Raw genomic sequence first — 25,712 nt, 5'->3', positions numbered from 1 at the left:
CCCCGAGCCTGTGGCTCGGGGGCACTTCTCTGTCTCGTCCAGCTGCGTGGTGAGCGGGCACTGAGCCCATTTGTCGCAAATGTGGCTCATGTTGGCCAAGTGCATGGCGGGGATGATGTGACTGTGGTGGAATGCGAGCGAAAGAAGATAGCTTGCCTGCCCGCCACTTCGAGCGGGACACGCCGATGATCGGAGCTTTGTGCACGTCTCGCGAAGAAACCTCTTCAAGTATGCCGCCGCTGGATCGGCAGCTGCCGGACTCGCTGCATTGAGCGGTACGACGTCGGTGGCCAATGCCGGTTCGCTCGGGACCTTGCTCGATTACGCCGCCGGTGTGCCGTCCGCTCAGGCAATCAAGGCCGCCGGGTATGCAGGCGCCATTCGATACGTTTCGGACAGGCGCCCGGGCGCCGATTGGATGGTCGGCAAGCCCGTACTGGCGCGGGAAACCGACGCGCTGACGGCGGCCGGACTCCAAGTCGTTTCCTGCTATCAATTCGGCAAGGGCGGAACGGCGGACTGGCGCGGAGCTCGCGAAGCCGGCAAGCGTCATGCTTCCCGTGGCCTCGAACTACACGCTGCGGCCGGTGGGCCCTCTGGTCGGCCGATCTACGCGTCGATCGACGACAATCCCACCAGTACCGAGATCACGGCGCTGATCACTCCGTACCTCGAGGGGTGGGCCTCGGTTGTCGGCAACGGAGCGCTCGGTGTCTACGGAAACACTCGCGTGATCGACGCGATGATCAGTGCAGGCGTGGGAACCTGGTTCTGGCAGCATAACTGGGGTTCGCCCGCAGGGTATGTGCACCCGCGGGCAAACCTGCATCAGTTCGAGATCGACAAGCGCAAGGTCGACGGCGTTGGCGTGGATCTGAATTCGATCCTCACTCGCGACTACGGGCAGTGGTCGTTGGCCGGCTCGGTCGGTCCGGCTCAGCCCGTCGGATCCTCGTTGCCGACGGGATCTATCGCACCATAGCGCCGAATTTGGCGAGCCAGGCCTTAGCGTCATCGGGGAGGGTGCCCGCCGCTTCGGCGGCGAGGCACCATGCTTTTGCCATCGACAGAAAGTTCATCGGGTTGTAGGCGTCTTCTTCGCGAGACCACAATCCGTTGCCTGCGTAGTGCAGGATCGTGATGTTGGCGGCGCCGTGCTTGGATCCGTCACCCGGATCCTCCATCGGGTTGTCGATCTCGCACACGATCCATCCACGCTGCTCGTCGACGACGAACCAGTTGGCCGGGAACTCGGTCATCCGGCGTCCCGGGAACTCGGTCATCGTGCGAGTCACCCACTTGCGTACGGCCTCTCGGCCATTGAGGGTGCCGAAAGCGTGTTCCACGTAGACGACGTCCTCGGTGAACATGTCCGCGAAGGCGTTCCAATCGCCGGAACGAGTGCACTCGACAACGGTGTTCTGGTAACCCGCGAAGGCGTCTTCGAGTTCGGTCCGCGTCCAGGTCATGAAAGGCTCCTCGGGTAGTCGTCGCCTCAAATTAGAACACGTTGCAGAATTGATTGTCGGCGATTCGATGCAGAAGAGTTCTGCGGTACCGTCGTTGGCGGGTCGGGGACCCGTTATGTGAGAGGGCACCACGTGGATATCATCATCAATTTCATCTACACACTTCTGTCGAAGTTGCAGACGGGCAGCATCGAAGGCTCTTCGGAGAAGTGAGTCCTCCGCCGGGTTGATTCCCCTACGAGACTTTCTGTTTGGGAATCAATCCGGCGAACACCATTGTCACGACGGCGGCGGCGATGGAGATCAGGAACGTGGCACGAAACGCCTCGAACGAGGGGATCACCGCGGTGCCGACGGTGATGGTCATCCCGGCCAGAACGACGCTCACGATCGCGGCAGACGTCGACGTGCCGATCGATCGCATCAGTGAGTTCAGTCCGTTTGCGGCCGCAGATTCCGTGATGGGTACCGCGCCCATGATCAAGGCGGGCATGGCCGAGTACGAGAGCCCGACGCCCGCGCCGATGAACATTCCGGCCACAGCGACCTGCCAGACGCTCGACACCGTGAAATATGCGAAGGCATAACCTAATCCGATCACGAGGGCGCCAAGCATCAACGTGATTCGTGGACCTCGCCAAGCTGAAATCCGAGCGGAGACGGGTGAGAGCGCCATCATGACAAGCCCCCCGGGGGCAAGTGCGAGTCCTGCTGCGACCATGGACAATCCGAGGCCATAACCGGTGGACGTCGGTGCCATGAGGAGTTGGGGGAGCGTCAAGGAATTGCCGTACATGGCAAAGCCGACGGCGATCGACGCGAAGTTGGTGAAGAGAACCTGCGGCCGGGCCGATACGCGAAGGTCTACCAGCGGTGCGCTGCGTCGAAGTTCCCACCATCCCCACACCAGGAAGCTGAGGGCGGAAACCGCCAGGAGTCCCAGTGTTTTCGCATCGCCCCACCCCCAGGTTCCGCCCTTCGTGATCGGGAGCAGAAGGGTGATCAGTCCGATGGTGAGGCCGAACGCTCCGATGAAGTCGAAACGTCCCGGGCGACGTACTTTCGATTCCGGAATGACAAACGCAACCAGTGCGATGCAGATCAAGCCGAATACCGCCGAAGTGACGAACAGGAAGTGCCAGTTGGCATTCTGTGCAATCACTGCGGCGATCGGTAGTCCGATCGCGCCGCCGACGCCGAGGGTTGCGCTCATGACCGCCATGGCACCGGCCACCTTCTTCGGCGGCAGAACGTCGCGAATGATGGCTATACCCAACGGAATTGCCCCGACCGATGCACCTTGAAGTGCACGTCCGATCACCAGCACGATCAGTGAGGGCGCGATCGCGCAGATGGCCGAGCCCAGGACGACCATCCCGAGGCTGACCAGCAGCATTCGTTTCTTGCCGAACATGTCGCCGAGGCGTCCGCTGATCGGCGTGATTACGGCAGCGGCGAGGAGCGTTGCGGTGACCGCCCACGACGTGTCGGCGGGAGAAGAGTTCAGCAGGTGCGGCAATTGCGGAATGATCGGGACGACAAGCGTCTGCATCAGGGCGACGACGATTCCGCACAGGCCGAGAACGGTGAGCACGGGGCCCGAGGGTGCGTAGCTCGTGTCCGTGGTTTTCTCGTCCGGGGTATTCTCGTCGACATTCGACGACCCTGTCTGAACGGACATTCGGCTCCCGCCATGGCATGTTCTGTTTCGGTGCGTTCGCCCCAGTGTGCACGCTACACATCGTGTGTAGTCTGCACAATATGAGGATGGACCGGGACCCCGAACTGGTGAATATCGAGTACGAGTTGACTCTGCTCTCGCGCTATCACGCGCTCGCTCAACGAGCGGAACTTCATCTGGACCGGTCGGCGTATCTGCTGCTCGGACGACTGGAATTACAGCATCCCATGAGCCTCAAGGAACTCTCCTGCGCTTTCTCCCTCGACATCTCGACCATCAACCGGCAGATTGGTGCCCTGCGCCGGTTGGGCTTGGTGGAGCGCGTGGAGGATCCAGACGGTGGCCTGGCGCGAAAGGTTCGGCCGACAGCGCAGGGGCTGTCGAAACTTCGTGCTGATCGCGAACATTCGACAGCGGGCGTCGAAAAGGTCCTGCGCGAGTGGACGCCGGAGCAGCGTCTTGCGTTCGGTGATCTACTCCGGCAATTCAATCGCTCGGTGGAGAACTTGGAGGGCCGCGACTGGCCGCGACCGAATCAGGTCTGAGAGTGCGAAACGGACCGCAGCGAGCGATCCGGATCGCTCGAATCTGATTCCGGCGCAATGACAACTAGTTTCGGATGTTCCTCGGGCGCTGCATGATTTCCACGCCAGGAGAGTAACGACCAGCGCGACAGACCGGACAGTGCGGACCCGAGACTGGCGAACGAGCCCGAACTCAGGACCGATGCCGTAGATCCGATGCTTCCGATGGACAGGAAAGATCCGACACTACCGATCGACAGAATCGAGTACGCCGATCCGATCGACAGAATGAACCCCTCGGATCGGATGGACAGTATCGATCGAGTCGACTTGTGTGACCGTATGGACTGGTCGTCTGGGCTCGATTTCCGGTCTGAACGGCCATGCGTGATGTCCACTCGTAGATGTCCCATCTATCGGGTCTATCACGGTGATCGGAGAAGCAAAAGGGACCCACCGAAATTCGGCGGGTCCCGTTCACAAGACTTCGATCAAGCGACCGCGAACATGCCCACGGTCGGGAGGAAGCTGCAAGTGATGCGATCTGCGCCTTCCGGCTGGGTTGTCAGCGAACCGCTGATCACCGAGAGGACGCGTCCGGGGCCCGTGTCGGCGATAGCCGACAGGGTGGCGGGGCCGTCCGGATTGATGCGCGCGGCGTTGGTCAGGTTCTGGGTGGCGCTGCGCTGGTTGTCGATGTTGACCCAGGTCACGGTCATCGGCACCGGCTGGTCGTCGACGGCGGGAGCCGTACCGAGAGCTGTGAAGACGAATCCGGCCTGACCGGCAGCGGGGCCGGGAGGAGGCAGGTGAGCCGGGCCGGGGACAGCAAGTGCGGTTCCGACCGAATCGGCGGTTGCCGAGATGCAGCCCTTGCCCAACGTCGGGTAGAGGAACTGCGCGATGACGGGGGCGTTCTCGTTCGGGATTTCCGGTCCGCCGCCGCCGCTGCCGTCGAGGAAGGTGATGACCTTCTCGAGGGTGGCTTTGATCTCGGGCGGAATGCCGGGGGAGTTCAGGATCGCACGAGCCTGGTCGAGCAACGCTTGCTGCGGGCCGCCGGCGACGTCAGCCGGACCTGCAGCGGCGCCGATGATGGCGGGCGCAAACGATGCGAGGAACTCGATCGGCACACTTTCGGGTGCTGCCGGATCGGCCATTGCCTGTACCGGCAATGCCAGTCCTGCTGCTGCGGCAATAGCGACGGCGGTGAACGCCCTTCGCATACCTCGGGTTCGAAGCACTGTTTCCCCATCCTTAGTCATACCGCGCGGGCGCCTAGGCGATCTCCGCGTTTGACGGCTCGAGGGGTCACTCTATGTACAGAGCCCCCGGGTTGTACAGCTGTTCAGTTGCTGAGCAGCTACGCACCGGGGGGAGTCTATGGCATGACCGGCCTCGATCGTGATTTACGGCGACCATACCTGTGACTGAAGTGATCTATGTGAAAGTTGATGCAACTGTTACGTCAGATTGCGAGGGATGTTCACTCGAAGATCAGTCAAAACGGACCGAATCGTCGACAAGGGTGTCAATTCGGCGGGCCAGGTGGAAGTCCAGATCGGTGAGTCCGCCGGCCGAGTGTGTCGAGAGCGTGTACGTGACCTTGTGCCATCGAACGTCGATGTCGGGATGGTGATCTGCGGCCTCGGCGACGGCCGCGATGCGTTGGAGAAGGGCGATCGCGTCCGGGAAGGTTGCGGAGTCGACGGTGCGAGTGATCGAGCCCGGGGACAGCTGCCACGCGGGCAGTTCGTCGAGTGCGCTTTGGATTGCGGAGTCGGACAACAAAGTGGCCATACTCCATCATGGTGCGATGAGTGATGTGCCTGCAAGGGATCGCGAAGTTGTTGCCGGTGCGATCTTCCGTGGGGGAAGGCTGCTCCTCGCGCAGCGGACGAGTCCGCCGGCGTTGGCCGGCCGCTGGGAACTGCCGGGCGGGAAGGTCGAAGCGTTCGAATCACCACAGAGCGCGTTGGCGCGAGAGCTACGCGAGGAACTCGCGGTCGAAGTTCGGTGCGGCGCCAGAATCGGCGTCGATGTGCCCCTGTCGCCTGGGTTGGTCTTGCGGGCGTACCGGGCGGAGTTGGTGTCCGGCGAACCGGTCGCGCTCGACCATGCTCAGTTGGCATGGGTCGACGCCGAAGAACTCCTGTCGATGGATCTGGTCGACAACGATCGGGCCTGGATCCCCGAGCTGCTGGAGGAATTGAGGGCGCCTACGCCGCACGGGCCTTCTTGAGGCCGGCTTTGAGTTCCTTCTTGGATGCACCCTCGTTCTCGAGCTTCTTCATCCGCATGATGACGACGGGGCACTTGATGCACCGCGTCTTCTTGCGGCAGCACTTCTTTTTCGGCTTGAGCTTCGAGACCTTGCTTGCCTTGACTTTTCCCATGTGACGCTGCGGCTTTCCTGTTTCGCTACGGCGGAGAGCCCGCTCTTGGAACGAGGTTAGCGTACCCTTAAACATCCTGTTTCTCCAGGTCGTAATCCTACGCGCTTCAGCGTGGTGCAGATCACTATTGGCTGGTGGGGGCGGTGATCGAGGCCGCACAATGCAGGAATATCCGCTCGGAGCGAGTAGTATTTACTAGGCCGCGGTGCCTATTCAGGCGATTCGTGCCCTGATTCGGATCACACACTCGTGCAGCGGCCACCAGAAGAGCCGTGCGACTTGACTTTCGCGTGGCCGAATCAACTCAGCCAGGAGAGCCATCGCGTGACCACCACCAGCTTCCGTAACGTTGCCATCGTCGCACACGTCGACCACGGCAAGACCACCCTCGTCGACGCCATGCTTCGTCAGTCCGGCGCGTTCGAGGAGCGCGCCGAGCTGGTCGATCGCGTCATGGACTCCGGCGACCTCGAACGCGAGAAGGGCATCACGATCCTCGCGAAGAACACCTCGGTGCACAAGCGCAACGAGGATGGTTCGGTGACCGTCATCAACGTCATCGACACCCCGGGCCACGCCGATTTCGGTGGCGAGGTCGAGCGCGGTCTGTCCATGGTCGACGGCGTCGTCCTGCTCGTCGATGCGTCCGAGGGCCCGCTTCCGCAGACGCGCTTCGTGCTGCGTAAGGCGCTCGCCGCTTCGCTGCCCGTCATCCTGGTCGTCAACAAGACGGACCGCCCCGACGCCCGCATCGAAGAGGTTGTCTCCGAGGCTCAGGACTTGCTCCTGGACCTCGCGTCCGATCTCTCCGACGAGGCCGCCGAGGCCGCCGAGCTTGCGCTCGGGCTACCGGTTCTCTACGCCTCCGGCCGCGAGGGCAAGGCTTCGACGGTGCAGCCCGAGAACGGTCAGGCTCCCGACGCCGAAGACCTCGCCGCTCTGTTCCAGGTTCTGATGGAGTACGTCCCGGCCCCCAAGGGCACGGTCGACGCGCCGCTTCAGGCCCACGTCACCAACCTCGACGCCTCGGCGTTCCTCGGTCGCCTCGCACTCGTCCGCATCCACAACGGCGAACTGCGCAAGGGCCAGACCGTGTCCTGGTGCCGGGAGGTCGACGGCGAGCCCGTCATCACCAAGACCAAGATCACCGAACTGCTCACCACCATCGGTGTCGAGCGTGTTCCCGCCGAGGTTGCGCTTGCCGGCGATATCTGCGCAGTTGCGGGCTTCCCGGACATCATGATCGGCGACACGCTCGCCGACCTCGACAACCCGGTTGCGCTGCCTCGCATCACTGTCGATCAGCCGGCTATCTCGGTAACGATCGGTACCAACACCTCACCGCTGGTCGGCCGCGTCAAGGGTCACAAGCTCACCTCGCGCATGGTCAAGGCTCGCCTGGACCAGGAGCTGGTCGGTAACGTCTCGCTCAAGGTCCTCGACATCGGTCGTCCCGACGCGTGGGAGGTCCAGGGTCGTGGAGAGCTCGCGCTCGCCATCCTCGTCGAGCAGATGCGTCGCGAAGGCTTCGAGCTGACCGTCGGAAAGCCGCAGGTGGTCACTCAGACTGTCGACGGCAAGATCCACGAGCCTTTCGAAGAGCTGACCATCGACAGCCCCGAGGAATACCTCGGTGCCATCACTCAGCTTCTGGCCAACCGCAAGGGCAAGATGGTTCAGATGTCGAACCACGGGCAGGGCTGGGTTCGTATGGAGTTCATCGTTCCCTCACGTGGCCTTATCGGCTTCCGTACGGAATTCCTCACGGATACCCGCGGAACCGGCATCGCCAACGCCGTCTTCGACGGGTACGGCCCCTGGGCCGGCGAGATTCGTGCACGCCACACCGGTTCGCTCGTGTCGGACCGTTCCGGCACAGTGACGCCGTTCGCCATGATCCAGCTGGCTGACCGCGGAACCTTCTTCGTCGAGCCCGGCGCCGACACCTACGAGGGCCACGTCGTCGGCATCAACCCCCGTCAAGAAGACCTCGACATCAACGTCACCCGCGAGAAGAAGCTGACCAACATGCGGCAGTCGTCCGCAGACGTGATGGAGACCCTCGCGAAGCCCATCAAGCTCGAGCTCGAAGCGGCCATGGAATTCTGCTCCGGCGACGAGTGCGTCGAGGTCACCCCCGAGGACGTCCGCGTCCGCAAGGTGCATCTCAATGCAACCGAGCGCGCTCGCGAGCGTTCGCGCAGCAAGTCTCGCGACAAGGCTGCTCTGTAGTCTTTCGTCGGTTACAACCTGACAGGCGGATGTGCCTTTCAGCCGAGTTTTCGGCGGAAAGGTACATTCGCCTTCATGGTTTCCGGGCGAAGGTTCTGTCCGGAAATCGAGTGTGAAGGGGCGACGCGGCCCCGTACGGAAGGAATTGTCTGTGGCCTCAGGACGTCGCTACTTGGCGTTGGTAGTGGCAGTGACGGCGTTGTCGCTGACGGCATGTACAGCCGATCCGCCGCCTCCGGTCGAGAGCACCGAAACCGTCAAGCCCACACCGACTCCGGTCGTTCCGGCGATGAAGCAGGTCACTGTGGCAATCGACGAGGTGGGAGGCGGATTCAACCCGCACCTGCTCGCGGATCAGTCGCCGGTCAACTCCGCAGTCGGCAACCTCGTACTGCCCAGTGCGTTTCGCCCGATCAATTCGCCGACACAACCTGGTGCGACGGAGTGGGTGATCGACGATTCTTTTCTCGTTTCGGCTGAAGTGACGTCGGAAGCCCCGTTCACGATTCGCTACCAACTGCACAACGAAGCCCAATGGTCGGACGGTGCTCCCATTGCGGCAGAAGACTTTCGCTACCTGTGGCAACAGATGATCTCGGTTCCCGGTGTGGTCAACCCCGCCGGCTACCAGATGATCGACGACGTGAACTCGTCCGGCGGTGGCAAGACGGTCAACGTCGTGATGCGTGCGCCGTATCCGGCGTGGCGAGAGTTGTTCACCGATATTCTTCCGTCCCACCTGATCAAGGACACTCCCGGCGGTTTCAGCACCGGCCTGAGTGAGGGGATTCCGGTGTCGGGAGCCCACTTTCACGTGCGCTCAGTCGACCGCGGTCGAGACGAAATCGTGTTGGAACGTAACGATCGATTCTGGGGCAAGCCTTCAGACCCGGATCAGATAGTTTTGCGACGCGGAGGAACGGCTGCGCAGTTGGCGGATGCATTGCGTACCGACGATGCTCAAGTGGCGCAAGTTCATTCGGGTAGTGCCACGGATATTCAGCTGTCTGCCATCCCGGGTGTCAGTACGGCATTCTCCTACGTTCCGCGCACTCTCGACATCAACGTCAATGGGCGAAGCAAGAACTTCGCGGACGTTCGAGTGCGTAAAGGTGTTCTGGGACTGCTAGATCCGGACCTGCTCGCCGTAGTGGCGGCCGGGAGTGAATCGGCGTCGGCTCCGGTGAAAGCTCAGATCCTCGCTCCGTCGGATCCGGGATATGCGCCCACCGCGCCGCCGAAACCGACCAGAGAGCAGGCGCTGGGCGAGCTGACCGCAGCCGGCTACCTGACGGCACCGCCCACCGGAATCGTCACGGGCACTGGAACGGTCGGATCGATCGTCCGGGACGGTGCTCAGTTGACCCTGCTGATCGGCGCTCCTGAAAACGACGACATCGCGATCGCCGTGGCAAACACCGCTGCCGACGAATTGCGTGACGTGGGAATCCTGGCGACCGTCGAATCGGTGCCGCCGGAGGAGCTCTATGGCGAGGATCTGACTGCAGGACGCGTCGACATGATCGTCGGTTGGAGCCGGGCAGGCGCTGACACCGCCACTTCACTGGCCTCCCGATTCAGTTGCCCGACAGTGCCTTCCACTCCTGCAACAGGTTCGGTGGTACCCACACCGTCGCCGTCCCAGTCTCCGGAGCCTGTCCGCACGACAAGCATCGAGGCTCCGAGCAATCTGTCCGGGCTGTGCGATCCTGCGCTGCAAGGCCGGATCGACGAAGCGCTCAGCGGCGTCGGGGATCTCGGATCTTTGGTCGCCGACGCGGAGCCCAAGCTGTGGGATCTTGCGGCGGTCTTGCCGATCGTGCAGAGCCGAGCGCTGGTCGCGGTCGGGACCGGAGTCGAGGGCGTCGTCCTCGACGGGCCGGTGCAGGTCGGGATATTCGGAAACGCTACGGACTGGGTGAGGGTGGCAAAGTGACCGCGTCGGCGAAACGACTGCTGTTGGTGCACGCCCATCCGGACGACGAAACGATTACCACCGGTGGCACCATCGCGCGTTACGCGTCCGAAGGTGCCGAGGTCACGGTCCTCACCTGCACGTTGGGGGAGGAAGGCGAAGTCATCGGTGACCTGTGGGCCGGGCTCGTGGCTGCCGAGGCGGACCAACTCGGCGGCTATCGGATTGCGGAACTGAGCGCTGCTCTGTCGGCCCTGGGTAGTGCCGCTCCTAGATTCCTCGCCGGTGCCGGTCGGTATCGCGACTCCGGAATGATCGGCACACCGTCGGCCGCCAATCCCCGTGCTTTTGTCAATGCACGACTCGACGAGGCAGTCGGCGCGGTGGTCGCCGTCATTCGTGAGATCAGGCCGCACGTCGTGATCACGTACGACCCCAACGGCGGCTACGGGCACCCGGACCACATCCAGGCACACGCGATCACGGCAGCAGCCGTCGAAGCTGCAGCAACGACGGCGTATCCCGAGGCCGGCGAGCCGTGGTCGACCCCAAAGTTCTACTGGACCGTGACCGAGCGCAGCGGACTCGAGCGTGGCATCGCGGCGATTTCCGAGTTCCCAGCGAACTGGCGTCTGCCCGAGCCCGCGGAATTGCCGAGCGTCGACGACGGAGACGTGACGACGGCAATCGACGTTCGCGGCGTCATCGATGCGAAGGCGCGGGCATTGAGCGCCCACGCCACTCAGGTGACGGTAGCCCCGAGCGGAGCCGAGTTCGCATTATCGAACAACGTGGTCCAGCCGATCCTGACGGTCGAGCATTTTGTGTTGGTGGCGGGGACACTCGGTCCTGTGGGTGAGGACGGTCGCGAGAGCGATCTGTTCGGCGGGCTGCACAGCTGACCTGCGCGTCGGCTCACAGGGATTGCGATCGGCGCCGTAGTGGTGTGTGATGCGTGTCACCGGATGGGTGGTCCTTTCGGTAACAGCAAAGCCTGGGGGCTGAAGAAATGTACAACTGGGACCTGCAGAACCAGATCGTCGCCTTTGTCGATTCGTTGCGTCCGATGGCTGGTTACTACCACGACATGTATTACGGATCGCTCTACGCATTCGCAGATCAGCAAAGTCATCTGCTGACGCTGCTCGGGTTCCCGCCGGTTCCCTGATCGGTTTCGTACTTTTCGGGCGCGAGCCGGGGTGCTTGTCGGGAGGGGACCCCGCGCTCGCGCGATGACGACCGATAGACCACTATCAAAACCATGATCACGGTCGAGAAGAACTCGGACGCCTCGACAGGAACGTCGCTGTCATGGCTCGACCCTGTCATCCTCGGCGTCCTGATTTTCGACGGATTCCTGTGCGCGGTGCTGTCCGTTCTATTCCTGCCGACTCATCTCGGTACGACGGCATTTCCCATCAGCATTCTCGTAGCCGCGGTTGCGAACCTCGTGTTGGTGATCGCGGCCCGCACTGTCACGACTCCGGGCAGGGCCGCATTGCCGCTCGCCGGTTGGATCGTCGGGTTCTTGGTGTGCATGGTGGGCGGCCCCGGCGGCGATGTGCTGGTGCTGTCGTCCCCACTGACGTTCTTGCTTTTGGTCGGTGCGATCGCCCCGGCGGCAGTTTTCCTTTTCAAAGTGGCGATCAACAGGCTTGCCACCCTCAGTTCGCAATAGATCTCGGCGCGCGCGTAGGAAAGTAACCCATACATAAGGGACACTCAGCCTGTGGCTGAACATGATCTGGCGGGTGCGACGATCGCCTTGACCGCAGAACGGCGTGCCGAAGAATTTGCGACGCTCCTCGAACGTCGAGGTGCAGAGATCGTTCGGACGCCGGTGATCCATGTGCTGCCGTTGGTGGACGATCGAGACCTGCGCACCCAGACCTCCGCCCTGATCGCCGATCCACCGGATCTGGTCGTGATCAGTACCGGAATCGGCTTTCGCGGATGGCTCGACGCCGTCGCGTCCTGGGGTTTGACCGACGAGTTCCTCGGGGCTCTCGCCAGGACACGCATCATCGCCCGCGGCCCCAAAGCGACGGGCGCCATTCGAGGTGCTGGACTTCGTGAGGAGTGGTCACCTTCGGGTGAGTCGTCCGAGGAAGTTCTGGCGCACCTCGGAAGCGAGGGAGTGGCAGGTTTACGCGTCGCAGTCCAGTTGCACGGCACCATCACCGAATGGGAGCCGTTGACGGATCTGAGCGCTTCCCTTGCCGATACCGGCGCGATCGTCACTCCGGTGTCGGTGTATCGGTGGATCCGGCCGCCGGATCAGTCGCCCGTCCGCGCACTGGTTGCTGCCGTTCGTTCCGGCGCAATCGACGCGCTGACCTTCACCAGCGCCCCCGCGGTCTCCTCGATGCTCAGCACGGCAAAAGAAATGGGCGAGCTGGAGCGGTTCGTCGTAGCGATGCGCGGACCGGTACCGACTTACTGTGTCGGACCGGTGACGGCCGCTCCCCTGGAACTCCTCGGTGTTCCGACGATCCAGCCGGAGCGATCCCGTCTCGGTTCGCTGGCGAGGCTCATCATCGACGACCTGCCCACACGTCGCCACCGCCCGGAGTGACGGCCTCGATCAATGCCCACGCGTTCTCGGCGGGGAGATCGATCACCTCGTAGCTTCCGGTGCCCGCGGGCGTCGCGGCGACGACGGTTGCCACGCCTGCGCGTCGTTGGAAGAACGTCTCGCGCACCGTCCATCCGATGACACCTTCGGATTCGAGGCTGTGACGCTGGCGATCTAGCGAACCGCTTCGGGTGATCAACCACCCGGGTAGGACTGCGTGGCCGAGGCCGTTGTATCGGTCGTAGGCGAGGGCAGTGCCACCGATGGCGAGTACGGCGACCCCGAACCACGCGTAGATCGGTACATTCAGACCAGAAGCCGCGCACGCCACGCAGACCAGCAACGCCACCGCTGCGAGGAACAGTGCTCGGGTGTATCGGCGACGCCGCGCGGCCGGGCCGTGATTCATCAGGGGAGCGGACGCTTGGCGTGAGTCACCGATCACGGTGGCCATCACTCGCTCGGCCTCCCCCCGTGGTCCCTGCGGGAGCAGTAGCGAAGATTCCTTCTTCTCAGCACTCACTCCCGTCATGATGGCGTCGAGGCGCGCGCCGCGGGCCAGACGCAGCAGGAGCGGTTCCTTGAGCGTCGTGCCGCGCAGTCGGGCTCGGTCGAGTGTGGTCTGCCGGGTCTTCAACAGGCCGTGGCTGACGTGCAAAATGCGGCCGTTGTCGGTGAGTTTCATGTTGCCGAACGCGATCAGATACTGAACGCAGGCGAGTGCGCTCGAGAGCACTAGCAACACGACGAGTGCGATGACGACCATCAGTGCGATGCCGAGGCTCTCGAGTGAGTCGAAGCTGTCGCTTACTGCCGACGATTTCGCGACGGCAGTGCCGATGCCGTACTGGAAAGAGATGCCGATGATCGCTGCGATGATGGCGATTCCCGTGAACGAAAAGGGGGCGTAGCGAACCCAACTCGGCTCCCAGTGACCGATCTCGGTGTCGACTGGTTCGCCGAGGTTTTCGACCGGGGTACCGGGGACCTCGGGGTTGCGTGCCTGTTGTGCGCCGGCCAACAGTGCGGCACGTAGATCCGGAACCAGGGTGGTCGAGAGGGCATTGAGTTCGAACTTGTTCGAATCATGGCCGCTCCCAGCGCGTTGGCCGGTCCCGATGCGCACGATCGACAGTCCGAGCAACCGGTGCATGACCCCGGCCTCGACGTCGACGGAACGGATGCGGCTGCGCGGGACGGAGAGCAGCTTCTTCTGGAAGACCCCGGTGCGCAGTTGTACGTGAACGGGCCCGATTCGGTATGTGGTGGTGAAATACCGCAACAGACCGAAGATGACGAGCAGAGTGACGACGCCGAGTCCCCACCAGTGATTCCCGGATTGGCTGCCGAGAACAACGGAGACGAGCAGGACCGGGAGCAGTTTGACCACTTCGTTGACGGGGTGGACCAGAAGCATGCGTCGGTCGAGGCGGAGCCAGGGCTGCTCCTCTTCGGCTGCCTCGGCAGCTGCCGTTTCCGCCTCGGCGGGGATGTCGATCGCGGTCGGGTCGCCCAACTGTTTCTCGTTCACGTTGCGTCTCCCACGTTGGTGCCCGCGATCTCCGTCAGTTGAGCGACCGTGCGGTCGGCGATTTCCTGGTCGAGCGCGGAGATCTTCACGGCCCCGGCCGACGACGCCGTCGTGACCGTCACGGTTGCCAGACCCAACATGCGGTCGATCGGTCCGCGCTCGGTGTCCACGGTCTGCACGCGCGAGATCGGTGCGATGCGTCGTTCCTGGGTGAACCAGCCGGTGCGTGTGTATACCGCGGTGTCACTGATCTCCCATCGGTGGACTCGATACCGCCACGCCGGGACCATCAGAATGTAGGTCGCAGCGAAGAGCACGGTGACCGCGAATACGGTGCCGACCACCCAGGACGGGATTCCGGGTATCAAGACGGCACAGACGATTTCGGCGACGATGACGGGTACCCAGAAAAGTGAGGCAGTGATTGCCCACAGCCTCGGGGCTTTGGTGCTGGGTCGCCATAATGGGTCGGCCATGGTCAGCGGTTGCGGCGCAGTCATGGGCACTACTTTGGTCGAGTGAGGGGCGATCTGTCGACATCGGCCCTATCGTGGAGTGTGGCGACCGCGAAGGGAGCACGTGATGACCGAACAAGATGCGACATTCGACCCGGAGGCTCCGGAATCAGATGCGCTCGAACAATCGACACCCGTAGATCCAAACGCCCCCGAAGAACCCGATCTGACCGACATTCCACTCGACGCGCCAGTGGCTGACGTGGTGGATCAACGCGTCGAGGTCGAGGTCGACGACGACTACCGGCCGTCGTGATCGAGGCGCTGTCGGGGCGGTGAGGCCTCCTACTTCTGGCACCGGGTGGCACTAGTCGTCTCACATGGCGCATGATCGCTAGGTGAACCGAACTGGTGATGACTCCGGCAAACCCACCATGCTTCCGATGCCAGGTATTTCCGCGTCCGCCTCGTCCAGTCCGTCGCCCGGCCCGTCAGCGTCGGCGATGCGGCGAGTTCTCCGTCGCGCACGCGACGGAGCGACCCTCAATGTCGACGAGGCGGCAACGCTGCTGCAGGCACGTGGGACCGATCTCACCGATCTGTGTTCCTCGGCGGCCAAGGTTCGCGATGCCGGTCTGCTGGCAGCGGGTCGGCCGAACACCGTGACGTATTCGCGGAAAGTTTTCATTCCGCTGACTCGTCTGTGCCAGGACAAGTGCCACTACTGCACCTTCGTCACCGTGCCGGGGAAGCTGCGTGCCGAAGGGCACGGCATGTTCCTGGAGCCGGACGAGGTTCTGGAAATTGCCCGGGCAGGCGCCGAATTGGGCTGCAAGGAAGCCTTGTTCACGCTGGGGGATCGCCCCGAGGCTCGCTGGCCGGAAGCGAAGCAATGGCTGGATGAACGCGGCTACGATTCCACCCTCGACTACGTGCGAGCGATGTCGATTCGGGTGCTCGAGGAGACCGGACTGCTCCCACACCTGAATCCCGGTGTGATGAGCTGGCAGGAACTCTCGCGGCTCAAGCCCGTCGCGCCGTCGATGGGCATGATGCTCGAGACGACGGCAACTCGGCTGTTCACCGACAAGGGGGAATGCCACTACGGAAGCCCGGACAAGGATCCGGCGGTTCGGTTACGCACCCTGACCGACGCAGGCCGACTGAACATTCCGTTCACCACCGGCATTCTCGTGGGCATCGGGGAGAACTTCCTCGAGCGCGCCGAGTCGATCATGGCGATACGCAAGTCGCAGAAGGCGTTCGGCCACATCCAGGAAGTGATCATTCAGAACTTCCTGGCCAAGCCTGATACCGCGATGCGCAACACCCCTGATGCAGGACTCGACGAATTTCTCGCGGCCATCGCCGTCGCGCGCCTACTGCTCGGGCCCACGATGCGGATTCAGAGTCCGCCGAACCTCGTCTCGAACAGCGAGTGCCTCGCGCTGCTCGGCGCAGGCGTCGACGACTGGGGTGGGGTATCACCGCTGACCCCCGATCACGTCAACCCCGAGCGCCCGTGGCCGAACCTCGAGACCTTGGCCGAGATCAGTGCGGAGGGTGGCTTCACGCTGACCGAACGCACCGCGGCTCAGCCGGCGTATGTCCTGGCCGGAGCTCCGTGGATCGATCCGCGCATCGCAGGCCACGTTCAGGCGCTCGCGGATCCCAAGACCGGCCTCGCCTTACCCGACACCAAGCCGGTGGGTCGGCCGTGGCAGGAGCCGGACGAGTCCTGGGAATCGAGCGGACGCGTCGATCTCAACAGCGAGATCGACACGGACGGGCGCAATACCGAGACCCGCAGTGACCTGGGCAGTGCGTTCGGCGACTGGGAGACCGTGCGCGAACAGGTACTCGAGCTGAGCGCCCCGATTCGCGTCGACACCGATCTGTTGGCTGCGCTGCGCAGTGCCGAACGCGATCCCGCCGGATGCTCGGACGACGAATATCTTGCCCTTGCCACTGCGGAGGGTCCGGGCTTGGAAGCCGTTGTGGCGCTGGCGGATGCGCTACGCAAGGATGCCGTCGGCGAGGACGTCACCTACGTCGTGAACCGGAACATCAACTTCACCAACATTTGCTACACGGGCTGCCGGTTCTGTGCATTCGCGCAGCGCAAGGGCGACGCCGACGCGTTCACACTGTCGGCAGACCAGGTCGCCGACCGTGCGTGGGAAGCGCACGTCGCCGGCGCGACCGAGGTGTGCATGCAGGGCGGTATCGATCCGGAGCTACCGGTCACCGGTTACGCCGACCTGGTCCGGGCCGTCAAGAAGCGCGTGCCGTCGATGCACGTCCACGCGTTCTCGCCGATGGAGATCGTGAACGGCGCATCGCGCAGCGGTGAAAGCATCAGGGATTGGCTGACGGCCCTTCGTGAGGCGGGTCTCGACACCATCCCCGGCACGGCAGCCGAGATCCTCGACGACGAGGTGCGCTGGATCCTCACCAAGGGCAAACTGCCGACGGCGGAGTGGATCGAAGTGGTCACCACTGCCCACGAGGTAGGACTGCGTTCGAGTTCGACGATGATGTACGGACACGTCGACCAGCCTCACCACTGGGTCGGGCATCTGAACGTTCTTCGCGGAATCCAGGACCGCACAGGCGGGTTCACCGAGTTCGTGCTTCTGCCGTTCGTCCACCAGAGCGCGCCGCTGTACCTGGCAGGCGCTTCACGACCAGGGCCGACCAATCGGGACAACCGCGCTGCGCATGCGCTGGCACGCATCATGCTGCACGGCCGCATTCCCAACATCCAGACCAGCTGGGTCAAACTTGGCATTACCGGAACACAGATGATGCTCAACGGCGGAGCCAACGACCTCGGCGGAACGCTGATGGAAGAGACGATCTCGCGGATGGCCGGCTCCGAACACGGGTCCGAGAAGACCGTCGCAGAACTGCGCGCCATCGCCGAGGGAATCGGACGTCCGGCGCGCGAGCGAACCACCACACATGCACGACGCGAAGGAGCGATTGCCTGATGGCTGATGTATTGGGGGACCGCAAGGTCGCCGAGGTTCTCGATCGAGCGGTGTGGGGGATCAACCCGGTTCTCGACCTCGCCTACAGCGATCCGCTCGGTATCAAGCGTCGGACCTTCGAGCCGACTGATCCCGAGCGAAACGCTGCCGCGATGGTGTTGGACGCAGCCGCTTGGGTCCTCGATGTCGTCAAGTTCCCCGGGACGGCGGCGTGGTCGGTGATGACGGACGAGCAGCGCTCGAAGTGGTGGACGACCAGGTTGGGTGCACTCAACACCGTTGCCGTCGCGTTCCCCGGCATCTTCGGCGTCCTCCTCAATCGGTTGCCGATCCAGGACCTGCTGGCTTTCGCGAATCAGGCCGTTGTGCTTGTCGCGGTTGCCCGTGAACACGGAGTGACCGAACGGGATCAGCAGGTAGACCTGCTGGCGTCGGTGCTGTGCGGGCGAGAGACGAAGTCCCGAGATCTGCTCGCCGGCGAGGATTTCGCCGAAAAGTCGGTCAGCGGCACCGACGAGACCTGGCGCCCGTTCGCACTGATCGGGACCTTGTGGCGCACGTCGAAGACTTTCCGTGCCATCACCGACGAACTGCACAAGCGGCCGTCGCGGACAAAACCGTACGAGATTCTCGGCAAGATTCCGGTGGTCGGCGTCGTGGCGGATTACCTCGGTGAGCGGGGCGCACTGGTACGCGCGGCCGCCCTGGGGGAGAAATGGATCGCGATTCGGTCGAGGAACATCACCGCAGTAGGCTGAAATGTGTTACCCCCGACTGCTCAGAGTCGGTAGGCAGGGGGATAATAGGCTGTTCCCGCGGTACGTGAGAGTCGTATCGGATTTTCGGCCCCGAGCAACTGCGTGTTGCAGCGGCGATGCACGACAGGAAGGCAGGGAGATCGGCAGTGACCTACACGATTGCTGAACCGTGTGTAGATGTGATGGACAAGGCGTGCATCGAAGAATGCCCTGTCGACTGCATCTACGAGGGTGGACGCATGCTTTACATCCACCCCGACGAGTGTGTCGACTGTGGCGCGTGTGAGCCTGTCTGTCCCGTCGAAGCCATCTTCTACGAAGACGACGTCCCGGACCAGTGGAATGCGTACATCAGCACCAACGTCGATTTCTTCGACGATCTCGGTTCGCCTGGTGGAGCCGCCAAGCTCGGCAAGGTCGACTACGACACGCCGTTCATCAAGGCGCTGCCTCCCATGGGTGAGGAATAGAGATCTTGCCTCGTACTCCGGTGGCCGCTGGGCTTCCTGATTTTCCGTGGGATTCGCTCGCCGAGGTCACGGCCAAGGCGCACTCTCATCCCGACGGCATCGTGAACCTGTCCGTGGGTACGCCGGTGGATCCGGTGGATCCGGTGATACAGGAGGCTCTGGCCTCTGTTGCCGAGGTGCCCGGATATCCGACGACTCATGGCACGCTCGCGCTTCGCGAGGCCGTGGCGGAGTCACTGGATCGCCGCTACAACATTCCCGACGTCGATCCGGCAGCGGTGCTGCCGGCCATCGGTACCAAGGAAATGATCGCGTGGCTGCCGAAACTACTCGGTCTCGGAGCCGACGATCTAGTGGTCATTCCGGAGTTGGCGTACCCGACCTACGAGGTCGCGGCGAAGCTGGCAGGCGCACGCGTCCTGCGCGCCGACGGCTTGAACAAGCTCGGTCCCGAGTCGGCGGCGATGATCTTCGTGAATTCGCCGTCCAACCCCACCGGTAAGGTGCTCGGCCTCGAGCACTTGCAGAAGGTCGTGGCCTGGGCGCGCGAGCGCGGCGCCATCGTCGTCTCCGACGAGTGCTACCTCGGATTGACGTGGGAAGCGGATGCACTCTCCATTCTCGATCCCCGCGTCAACGACGGCGATCTGACCGGTTTGCTTGCGGTCCACTCACTTTCGAAGACGTCCAACCTTGCCAGCTATCGGGCCGGGTTCGTCACCGGTGACCCTGCTCTGGTGTCGGAACTGCTCGAGGTGCGCAAGCATGCGGGAATGATCTTGCCGCTGCCGATCCAAGCCGCGATGACCGCAGCCTTGGGCGACGACCAACACGAGAACATCCAGCGCGAGCGGTACCGCGAGCGTCGCAGCGTGTTGATCGAAGCTGTTCGCGGCGCCGGATTCACCGTCGACAATTCCGAGGCCGGCCTGTACCTCTGGGCAACCCGCGGCGAGGAATGCCGAGCGACGGTCAGTTGGTTCGCCGATCGCGGGATCCTCGTTGCTCCCGGTGAGTTCTACGGACCGAGCGGAAGCAAGCACGTTCGGATCGCTCTCACCGCGACAGACGAACGAATCGCCGCAGCAGCAAAGCGCCTCTCCGCCTGAACTGTGTGCTTTCGCAGGTGTCAGGTTCCCTGATGTCGGTATCAGTCCGATGTAAGGTCGCGCTGTGACCACCTCAGGGACCGGCGGCTTGGACGCGGTACTGATCGTCGCCGTCGTTCTTGCCTCGGTTGCGCTGATGCTCACCTGGCTGAAGGATCGTCGAATATTCGGAGACTTCCCTCTTTCAGCCGCGCTCCTTTGGCTGGTGGTGGCAGTTCCGTCGATCCTGCAGGCGCTGATGCCGGGACTGCTGGACATGTTTCGTCGTGATCCCGCTTTGATTCGCGACGGTCAATGGTGGCGCATTCTGACCTCGGTGCTCGTCCAGGACGGAGGGGTCGCAGGAACCGTCACCAATCTCGTGACGCTGGCGGTGATTGCGCCGCCGGCGTTTCGGCTCTGGGGCGCCGCACGCGGCTGGGCTCTCTTCCTGCTCGGTCAACTGCTGTTCGGTTTGCTCACCACCGCAGTTTTCCCGTCGACCGGCGCAGGTAACTCCGGCGCCACACTTGCTCTGGCAGCGGCGGCCGCGGGGATCGGCGTACTGGTGCGCCCGCGAATGCCCGAGATTGTTCTGACTGCCGTGATTGTGGTCGGCGGCGCAGCCCTGGTGACGGTCGACGACGCGCACGGATTTGCCGTTCTTTCCGGGGCTCTCTTGGGGGCTGCACTGGTGACGCTGTTCCCGCCGCACTCGATGGACGCGCGTCGGGCAGGAGAAATTTTGCGACCATCCGCGCTGTGAGATGCTGTCGTGGTGCTGCTGAGATCCCTGAACCCCCTTGCTGTTGCCCGCGGTGACGACCTCGACGACGCCGTGACGATCGGTGACATGGTTCTCTCGCGGAGTGCCATCCTCGGTGCCGCGACCTCGGTCGCGGAGCGAGTGGCGCAGGCCGATCGGGTTGCCGTATTGGCAACTCCCACAGCGAAAACGATTCTCGCCGTCGTCGGGGCTTTGATTGCCGGCGTCACCGTTGTGCCGGTCCCGCCGGACTCGGGGAGGTCTGAGCGAGAGCACATGCTGCGTGACTCCGGTGCCCAGGCATGGCTCGGCGAAACGGACGAGCACTGCGAAGGACTGCCCGTAGTTCCCGTCCGATTGCACGCTCGCTCGTGGCACAGCTATCCCGAACCGGCACCGCAGTCCACAGCATTCGTCCTGTACACGTCCGGAACTACCGGCCCGCCTAAGGGTGTTCTGCTCAGTCGCTCGGCCATCGCAGCCGGGATCGACGCGCTCGGCGAGGCCTGGGACTGGACGTGGCGAGACACCCTGGTGCACGGGCTTCCGCTCTTCCATGTGCACGGACTGATTCTCGGAATCCTCGGCCCCCTCCGGATCGGCAGCCGAGTGATCCACACTGTAAAGCCGACACCGGAAAACTACGCACGGGCCAAAGGCTCCCTCTACTTCGGTGTCCCCACCGTCTGGTCGCGTATCGCCGAAGACGAAGAAGCTGCCAAGGCGTTGTCCGGTGCCCGACTTCTGGTTTCCGGTAGCGCGCCGCTTCCTGTGCCGGTCTTCGAAAAGCTCCGTGAGCGAACAGGATTGACGCCGATCGAGCGTTACGGCATGAGTGAGACGATGCTGACCCTGAGCACGCGTTTCGACGGCGAGCGACGCCCGGGATGGGTCGGAGTGCCGCTGCACGGTGTCGAGACTCGCCTTCGTGACGAGAAGGGCAACGACGTGCCACACGACGGCCAGAGCATCGGCGGCCTACAGGTACGCGGGCCGATGCTTTTCGACGGCTACTTGAACCGTCCAGACGCAACCGCCGAGTCCTGGACGGAGGACGGCTACTTCAAGACCGGTGATGTGGCCGTCATCGACGAGGGTGGGTTTCACCGAATCGTCGGCCGCGAATCCATCGACTTGATCAAAACCGGTGGATTCAGAGTCGGCGCCGGCGAGATCGAGGCCGCCATCCTCGGGCACCCTTCAGTGTCCGAAGTTGCGGTGATCGGGGTGCCCGACGCCGACCTGGGGCAGCGGATCATCGCCGTCGTAGTCCGTAAGCCAGGCAGTCCCGAGGTCACCGAAGCCGAATTGGTCGAGTTGGTCGGGGCAGAGTTATCGGCGCACAAGCGTCCCCGCGAAGTTCGTTTTGCCGAGACTCTGCCGCGTAACGCGATGGGTAAGGTCCAGAAGCGCGACCTGTGGTGAGCGGAGCCGATTGCTGAAAAGTCGCTCCGGCGCTCGAGGCTTCGTGAGTTCGGCCCGCCTGTCCCGGAATGTGGGCCCGCCGGTTCGTCGATGATTCAGCGCTAGTTGGAAATTCTGTGTTCTTGGCTACACTACCGCCCGGTAGGGATAGCTCCAGTCGCACGCATGCCGTCGGTATGCCCTAGTGCGAGTGGCCTCGGAAGGGCAGATTTCATGGCGGGCGGACGGCATTCGAGTCCTGACAGCGGGCGGTCGATCGGGTTCTACGCAGTGGGTGGGTTGGTTGCCGTCGCGGTAGTCGCCACCGGGGTGGTGGTCTTCAAGGCAACACAGTCCGATTCATGCGAGAGCGTCGACGAGTACTCGCTGGCAGCAGATCCTGCGATCGCGCCTGCAGTGACGGAGATCCTCGCAGAATCGTCGCCGGAGCAGACAGGCTGTTCGCGGATCACGGTCACTTCTGCGCTGCCGGGCGACGTCGCGGGAACTTTGGGTAAAGGTGTGGACGCTCCGGACATGTGGATACCGGATTCGACAGCGTGGGTCGGCAAAGCTGCATTGACGGCAAAGGGACCGGTCGCTGCCGCCGGCGGTTCCATCGCCACCTCGCCCGTCGTCCTCGCCTCCGGCGGTGGCGAACAGTTTGCCAGTTGGCTCACGGCGCTACAGGTCCCCGATCTTGCGCTGGGCAATCCGTTGTTCACCGGGGTTGCATCGGCGCCCATTCTCGGAGCTCTCGCGGAGACCGGCGCCACCTCCGAATCGGTTCGAGCTGCCCTCGTACCTCATGCCCAAGCCGAGAGTGTTCGTACCGAAGATCAGCCGGTTGGACAGAAGATGCTCACCGAATTGGTCAGCTCCGGCAAGGTCGGTGTTTCGACCGAGCAACAGGTAGTCGAGTTCACGAAAGCCGAGTCGAAGATTTCCGCGACCGTGCCGGCAACGGGAACCATGATCATGGATTACCCCCTGGTGGTCAGTGCTTCGGCACCGGATCGGCACTATGCCGCAGCCAAGAAGAGTGAGGCCATCGCCGATCTGTTGCACAGTGAATCTGCACAGGAAGTTCTGACACGCAGCGGTTTCCGTACTTCCGGCGGAGGTGCTGTCGAAGGTGGAGTCGGTGACGTCACGGCACTGACCGTGTCCGAACAGTCGGTGGCCGATCAAACACTGGGTGCTTGGGCGTTGATGGCCAAGCCGATCCGAACGCTCGTCGCGATCGATGTGTCGGCTTCGATGGACTATCCGGCGGCCGGCGGCAAGACACGCATGCAGTTGACCACTGCTGCGGCGCTTGCCGGCAATCAGGTCTTCCCGGACAGCGTCGCTGCCGGTCTGTGGGCGTTGTCCCAAGGTATGAACGGAACCCAGGACTTCCAGGAATTGGTGCCGATCAGGCGGTACGACACCATTGTCGACGGCGTGACTCAACGAAAGTTGATGGCGGATCAGGCGAACCGGCTCACCGAACTCAAGCGTGGCGCCACGGGTTTGTACGACACGACTTTGGCCGCCTTCCGTAAGGTTCAGGAATCGTACGATCCGCGAGCGGTCAACAGCGTCATCATCTTGACCGACGGCGCCAACGAAGACCCTGACAGCATCAGCCGTGAGCAGCTGCTCGATGTACTTGCACGCGAGCAGGATCCGGCTCGACCGGTCATCATCGTCACCATCGGCATCACCGACGACGCCGATGCCGCGGCGCTCGCCGATATATCCCGCGTGACGGGCGGTTCGACGTACATCGCTCGCGATCCCTCGGAGATTTCCGAGGTGTTCGTGAATGCACTGGCGCACCGAGGAACTTAGGCCGCATCGGGACCGGCCCACGGTATCGGAAGTGGCGGAGCCGCAGACGAGTATCGGTGCCCGGTAGGTGTCGTCGTGGTGAAGGTATGCCGGTTGCCTGGTGCAGGTTCGGCAGACCAGTCCAAGCCCTGCTTGGCGTAATTGCACGCCGCGCACAATCCTGCGCCGTTGGCTGCACTGGTGGGTCCACCCTTGTTGTGATCGCGAATGTGGTCGCGGTGGCGAACCGGCGCGTCGCACCACGGCGTGCGGCAGCTTCGATCACGGAGTTCGATCAATCGCGCCAACCCCTTCGGGAAGGTTCTCGCCGTTGACTCCATCGCGGTCATCGCACCTGTGTCGGGGCATGCGTAGATCTTTCGGACCGTTGCCATCGCTTCGGAGTCTTCGCTGGACTTGGCGATCCATTCGCGTGCAATGTCGGCTGGTACAGGTCCGTACCCGTGGACGTGTGCAGGGTCGGTGCTGTCGCCCAGCAGTGACTGATCGGAGACAACCAGATTCACGGTAACGGGTGTCGGTGTGGCGCGGCCGATTCCGGTGACGCGCTCGACCAGGAGGTCAGCCATGATCTGAGCTCGCGTGCGCTCATCCCCGCCCGCAAGAACGGAATCTGCGTCGCTCCCGAGCGTGGCATGTACGACGATACCTTCGGCGACGGGAAGAAACACATTGAGCCAGCACATCGTGTCGGGCGCAGGCCGCGCCGTCACTCGTCTGTCTCCCACGGCTTTGCGTGCTCGTCTGGCGACACTGTCGGCGTCGATTTCGGCAGTGCGTGCGCGGATTCTTTCTGTCAGTTGATGGTTGCCGCATCCGTCCAAGATTGCAGCGTCGCAGCAGAACTCACGATCCAATGTAGCGCGATCCTGGGTGGTGAGACACGCAGTCTCGCGCATGAGGATTGTCGCTTGATGCTCACTGATGGAGCCGTCGACGAGTAATCGAAGTGTGTGCGGCATCTCGTCGTTCAGTGCGCGGGCCAGGTTCAGATGCTGAGTTCCGAACCACGCCGACTCCCTCCGTGCGAGTGCAATCTGCGCGTTGATTCCGCGGCCCTGGTATGAGCGCGGAACACCTCGTTCGCTGCGGTCCTTGCGGGTGAACGCATCGAGGTCGGCAGCCAGTAAGGCTTGGGCCCCAGCGCAACTGGCCTTCAATTCTTCTAGTGCGCGTAAAAGGTTCACGCGTGCTGCATTGTCGATGGAACGATCCATGCTGACGAGTGAAGCTCGGAATTGTCCGATCGACTCTTCAGATATCGCCTGTACAGGTATCGCCTGTTCGGATACCGCCTGTTCGGATACCGCCTGTTCAATTACTGGCGTCGTCACTTTTACCCCCCGGTAGTGTCGAACATACATTCGACAATAACGTCGACAACGAACTTGCGCAACGGTTTTCTCTGTGAGCGGCGGAAAGTTCCGACAGTTCGGTTTTCGTGGTTGACTGGTCTTCATGATCGAGCTGAGGGGATTGACCAAGGTTTACGGACCGACGAAAGCGGTGGACGATTTGTCGTTCACGGTCAAGCCGGGCATTGTGACGGGCTTTCTGGGCCCGAACGGTGCCGGCAAGTCGACGACGATGCGGATGATCCTGGGTTTGGATCAGCCGAC

Annotated in this window: 27 protein-coding genes; 18 read left to right on the top strand and 9 right to left on the bottom strand. The window is 63.0% G+C overall.

Annotation, left to right across the window (positions count from 1 at the left end):
• The first annotated feature begins 199 nt into the window (after positions 1–199).
• Positions 200–982, top strand: a complete 783-nt coding sequence (locus tag R4P65_RS15385) for a DUF1906 domain-containing protein (protein ID WP_317827160.1) — start codon at positions 200–202, stop codon at positions 980–982.
• Here R4P65_RS15385 and R4P65_RS15380 read toward each other — a convergent pair.
• The gene (locus R4P65_RS15380) at positions 969–1,469 is read right to left on the bottom strand and encodes a nuclear transport factor 2 family protein (protein ID WP_317827159.1); all 501 of its coding nucleotides are present in this window, start codon (positions 1,467–1,469) and stop codon (positions 969–971) included. The genes R4P65_RS15385 and R4P65_RS15380 overlap by 14 nt on opposite strands.
• A 235-nt stretch (positions 1,470–1,704) precedes the next feature.
• Complete coding sequence (locus R4P65_RS15375) at positions 1,705–3,150, bottom strand: MFS transporter (protein WP_317827158.1); 1,446 nt, start codon at positions 3,148–3,150, stop codon at positions 1,705–1,707.
• Positions 3,151–3,236: 86 nt separating this feature from the next.
• Between R4P65_RS15375 and R4P65_RS15370 the strand changes: the two genes are divergently transcribed.
• Positions 3,237–3,695 (top strand): MarR family winged helix-turn-helix transcriptional regulator, encoded by a 459-nt coding sequence (locus R4P65_RS15370; protein WP_317827157.1) that lies wholly within the window; start codon positions 3,237–3,239, stop codon positions 3,693–3,695.
• Here the strand turns inward: R4P65_RS15370 and R4P65_RS15365 are convergent.
• The 3 genes from R4P65_RS15365 to R4P65_RS15355 form a co-directional block, all read right to left on the bottom strand.
• Positions 3,686–4,087: a hypothetical protein gene (locus tag R4P65_RS15365; RefSeq protein ID WP_317827156.1), complete on the bottom strand. Its 402-nt coding sequence runs from the start codon at positions 4,085–4,087 to the stop codon at positions 3,686–3,688. The genes R4P65_RS15370 and R4P65_RS15365 overlap by 10 nt on opposite strands.
• 78 nt (positions 4,088–4,165) lie before the next feature.
• Positions 4,166–4,900, bottom strand: a complete 735-nt coding sequence (locus R4P65_RS15360) for a hypothetical protein (protein WP_317827408.1) — start codon at positions 4,898–4,900, stop codon at positions 4,166–4,168.
• Between the two features lie 271 nt (positions 4,901–5,171).
• Positions 5,172–5,474 (bottom strand): 4a-hydroxytetrahydrobiopterin dehydratase, encoded by a 303-nt coding sequence (locus tag R4P65_RS15355; RefSeq protein WP_317827155.1) that lies wholly within the window; start codon positions 5,472–5,474, stop codon positions 5,172–5,174.
• 16 nt (positions 5,475–5,490) lie between these two features.
• Between R4P65_RS15355 and R4P65_RS15350 the strand changes: the two genes are divergently transcribed.
• Complete coding sequence (locus R4P65_RS15350) at positions 5,491–5,916, top strand: (deoxy)nucleoside triphosphate pyrophosphohydrolase (protein ID WP_317827154.1); 426 nt, start codon at positions 5,491–5,493, stop codon at positions 5,914–5,916.
• On the opposite strand, the gene R4P65_RS15345 is transcribed toward R4P65_RS15350, so the two are convergent.
• Positions 5,894–6,070 carry a hypothetical protein gene (locus R4P65_RS15345; RefSeq protein WP_230814144.1) on the bottom strand — a complete coding sequence of 59 codons (177 nt, stop codon included), beginning with the start codon at positions 6,068–6,070 and terminating at the stop codon, positions 5,894–5,896. The two genes, R4P65_RS15350 and R4P65_RS15345, sit on opposite strands and share 23 nt — an antisense overlap.
• A 324-nt stretch (positions 6,071–6,394) precedes the next feature.
• Between R4P65_RS15345 and typA the strand changes: the two genes are divergently transcribed.
• The 6 genes from typA (at position 6,395) to R4P65_RS15315 (ending at position 12,792) form a co-directional block, all read left to right on the top strand.
• Entirely contained in the window at positions 6,395–8,302 is a 1,908-nt protein-coding gene (gene typA / locus R4P65_RS15340; protein ID WP_230814143.1) for a translational GTPase TypA, read from the top strand.
• A gap of 151 nt (positions 8,303–8,453) precedes the next feature.
• Positions 8,454–10,238, top strand: coding sequence for an ABC transporter family substrate-binding protein (locus R4P65_RS15335; RefSeq protein ID WP_317827153.1), 1,785 nt, complete (start codon positions 8,454–8,456; stop codon positions 10,236–10,238).
• A complete protein-coding gene (mshB, locus tag R4P65_RS15330; protein ID WP_317827152.1) occupies positions 10,235–11,119 on the top strand; it encodes an N-acetyl-1-D-myo-inositol-2-amino-2-deoxy-alpha-D-glucopyranoside deacetylase in 885 nt (294 codons plus the stop codon). Before R4P65_RS15335 ends, mshB begins: the two co-directional genes overlap by 4 nt.
• A 107-nt stretch (positions 11,120–11,226) precedes the next feature.
• Positions 11,227–11,385: a hypothetical protein gene (locus R4P65_RS15325; protein ID WP_019744522.1), complete on the top strand. Its 159-nt coding sequence runs from the start codon at positions 11,227–11,229 to the stop codon at positions 11,383–11,385.
• Positions 11,386–11,478: 93 nt separating this feature from the next.
• Positions 11,479–11,895, top strand: a complete 417-nt coding sequence (locus tag R4P65_RS15320; RefSeq protein WP_317827151.1) for a hypothetical protein — start codon at positions 11,479–11,481, stop codon at positions 11,893–11,895.
• A gap of 51 nt (positions 11,896–11,946) precedes the next feature.
• Positions 11,947–12,792, top strand: coding sequence for a uroporphyrinogen-III synthase (locus R4P65_RS15315; protein ID WP_317827150.1), 846 nt, complete (start codon positions 11,947–11,949; stop codon positions 12,790–12,792).
• Here R4P65_RS15315 and R4P65_RS15310 read toward each other — a convergent pair.
• Together R4P65_RS15310 and R4P65_RS15305 are read right to left on the bottom strand one after the other, a co-directional pair.
• Complete coding sequence (locus R4P65_RS15310) at positions 12,752–14,323, bottom strand: PH domain-containing protein (protein WP_317827149.1); 1,572 nt, start codon at positions 14,321–14,323, stop codon at positions 12,752–12,754. The two genes, R4P65_RS15315 and R4P65_RS15310, sit on opposite strands and share 41 nt — an antisense overlap.
• Entirely contained in the window at positions 14,320–14,823 is a 504-nt protein-coding gene (locus tag R4P65_RS15305) for a PH domain-containing protein (protein ID WP_214885416.1), read from the bottom strand. Before R4P65_RS15305 ends, R4P65_RS15310 begins: the two co-directional genes overlap by 4 nt.
• An 82-nt stretch (positions 14,824–14,905) precedes the next feature.
• On the opposite strand from R4P65_RS15305, the gene R4P65_RS15300 reads away from it, so the two are divergent.
• The 8 genes from R4P65_RS15300 to R4P65_RS15265 all read left to right on the top strand — a co-directional run bounded on the left by R4P65_RS15300 (position 14,906) and on the right by R4P65_RS15265 (position 24,093).
• Positions 14,906–15,094: a hypothetical protein gene (locus R4P65_RS15300; protein WP_230814137.1), complete on the top strand. Its 189-nt coding sequence runs from the start codon at positions 14,906–14,908 to the stop codon at positions 15,092–15,094.
• A gap of 118 nt (positions 15,095–15,212) precedes the next feature.
• A complete protein-coding gene (locus tag R4P65_RS15295) occupies positions 15,213–17,771 on the top strand; it encodes a bifunctional FO biosynthesis protein CofGH (protein WP_317827407.1) in 2,559 nt (852 codons plus the stop codon).
• Positions 17,771–18,529, top strand: coding sequence for a hypothetical protein (locus tag R4P65_RS15290; protein ID WP_317827148.1), 759 nt, complete (start codon positions 17,771–17,773; stop codon positions 18,527–18,529). Before R4P65_RS15295 ends, R4P65_RS15290 begins: the two co-directional genes overlap by 1 nt.
• A 146-nt stretch (positions 18,530–18,675) precedes the next feature.
• The gene (gene fdxA, locus R4P65_RS15285) at positions 18,676–18,999 is read left to right on the top strand and encodes a ferredoxin (protein ID WP_003945248.1); all 324 of its coding nucleotides are present in this window, start codon (positions 18,676–18,678) and stop codon (positions 18,997–18,999) included.
• A gap of 5 nt (positions 19,000–19,004) precedes the next feature.
• Positions 19,005–20,108 carry a succinyldiaminopimelate transaminase gene (dapC, locus tag R4P65_RS15280; RefSeq protein ID WP_317827147.1) on the top strand — a complete coding sequence of 368 codons (1,104 nt, stop codon included), beginning with the start codon at positions 19,005–19,007 and terminating at the stop codon, positions 20,106–20,108.
• Between the two features lie 64 nt (positions 20,109–20,172).
• Positions 20,173–20,853 (top strand): rhomboid family intramembrane serine protease, encoded by a 681-nt coding sequence (locus R4P65_RS15275; protein WP_317827146.1) that lies wholly within the window; start codon positions 20,173–20,175, stop codon positions 20,851–20,853.
• Between the two features lie 12 nt (positions 20,854–20,865).
• Positions 20,866–22,278, top strand: coding sequence for an acyl-CoA synthetase (locus tag R4P65_RS15270; protein WP_317827145.1), 1,413 nt, complete (start codon positions 20,866–20,868; stop codon positions 22,276–22,278).
• Between the two features lie 213 nt (positions 22,279–22,491).
• Positions 22,492–24,093 (top strand): substrate-binding and VWA domain-containing protein, encoded by a 1,602-nt coding sequence (locus tag R4P65_RS15265; RefSeq protein WP_317827144.1) that lies wholly within the window; start codon positions 22,492–22,494, stop codon positions 24,091–24,093.
• On the opposite strand, the gene R4P65_RS15260 is transcribed toward R4P65_RS15265, so the two are convergent.
• Positions 24,090–25,310 carry an HNH endonuclease gene (locus tag R4P65_RS15260; RefSeq protein ID WP_317827143.1) on the bottom strand — a complete coding sequence of 407 codons (1,221 nt, stop codon included), beginning with the start codon at positions 25,308–25,310 and terminating at the stop codon, positions 24,090–24,092. The genes R4P65_RS15265 and R4P65_RS15260 overlap by 4 nt on opposite strands.
• Before the next feature lie 241 nt (positions 25,311–25,551).
• Between R4P65_RS15260 and R4P65_RS15255 the strand changes: the two genes are divergently transcribed.
• Positions 25,552–25,712: ATP-binding cassette domain-containing protein (locus R4P65_RS15255; protein WP_317827406.1), on the top strand; the 161-nt coding region annotated here is incomplete at its 3' end.

The organism is Rhodococcus sp. IEGM 1318, assembly GCF_033142465.1.
GTDB lineage: Bacteria > Actinomycetota > Actinomycetes > Mycobacteriales > Mycobacteriaceae > Rhodococcus_F > Rhodococcus_F qingshengii_B.
This window is presented reverse-complemented; position numbering and strand designations above follow the sequence as displayed.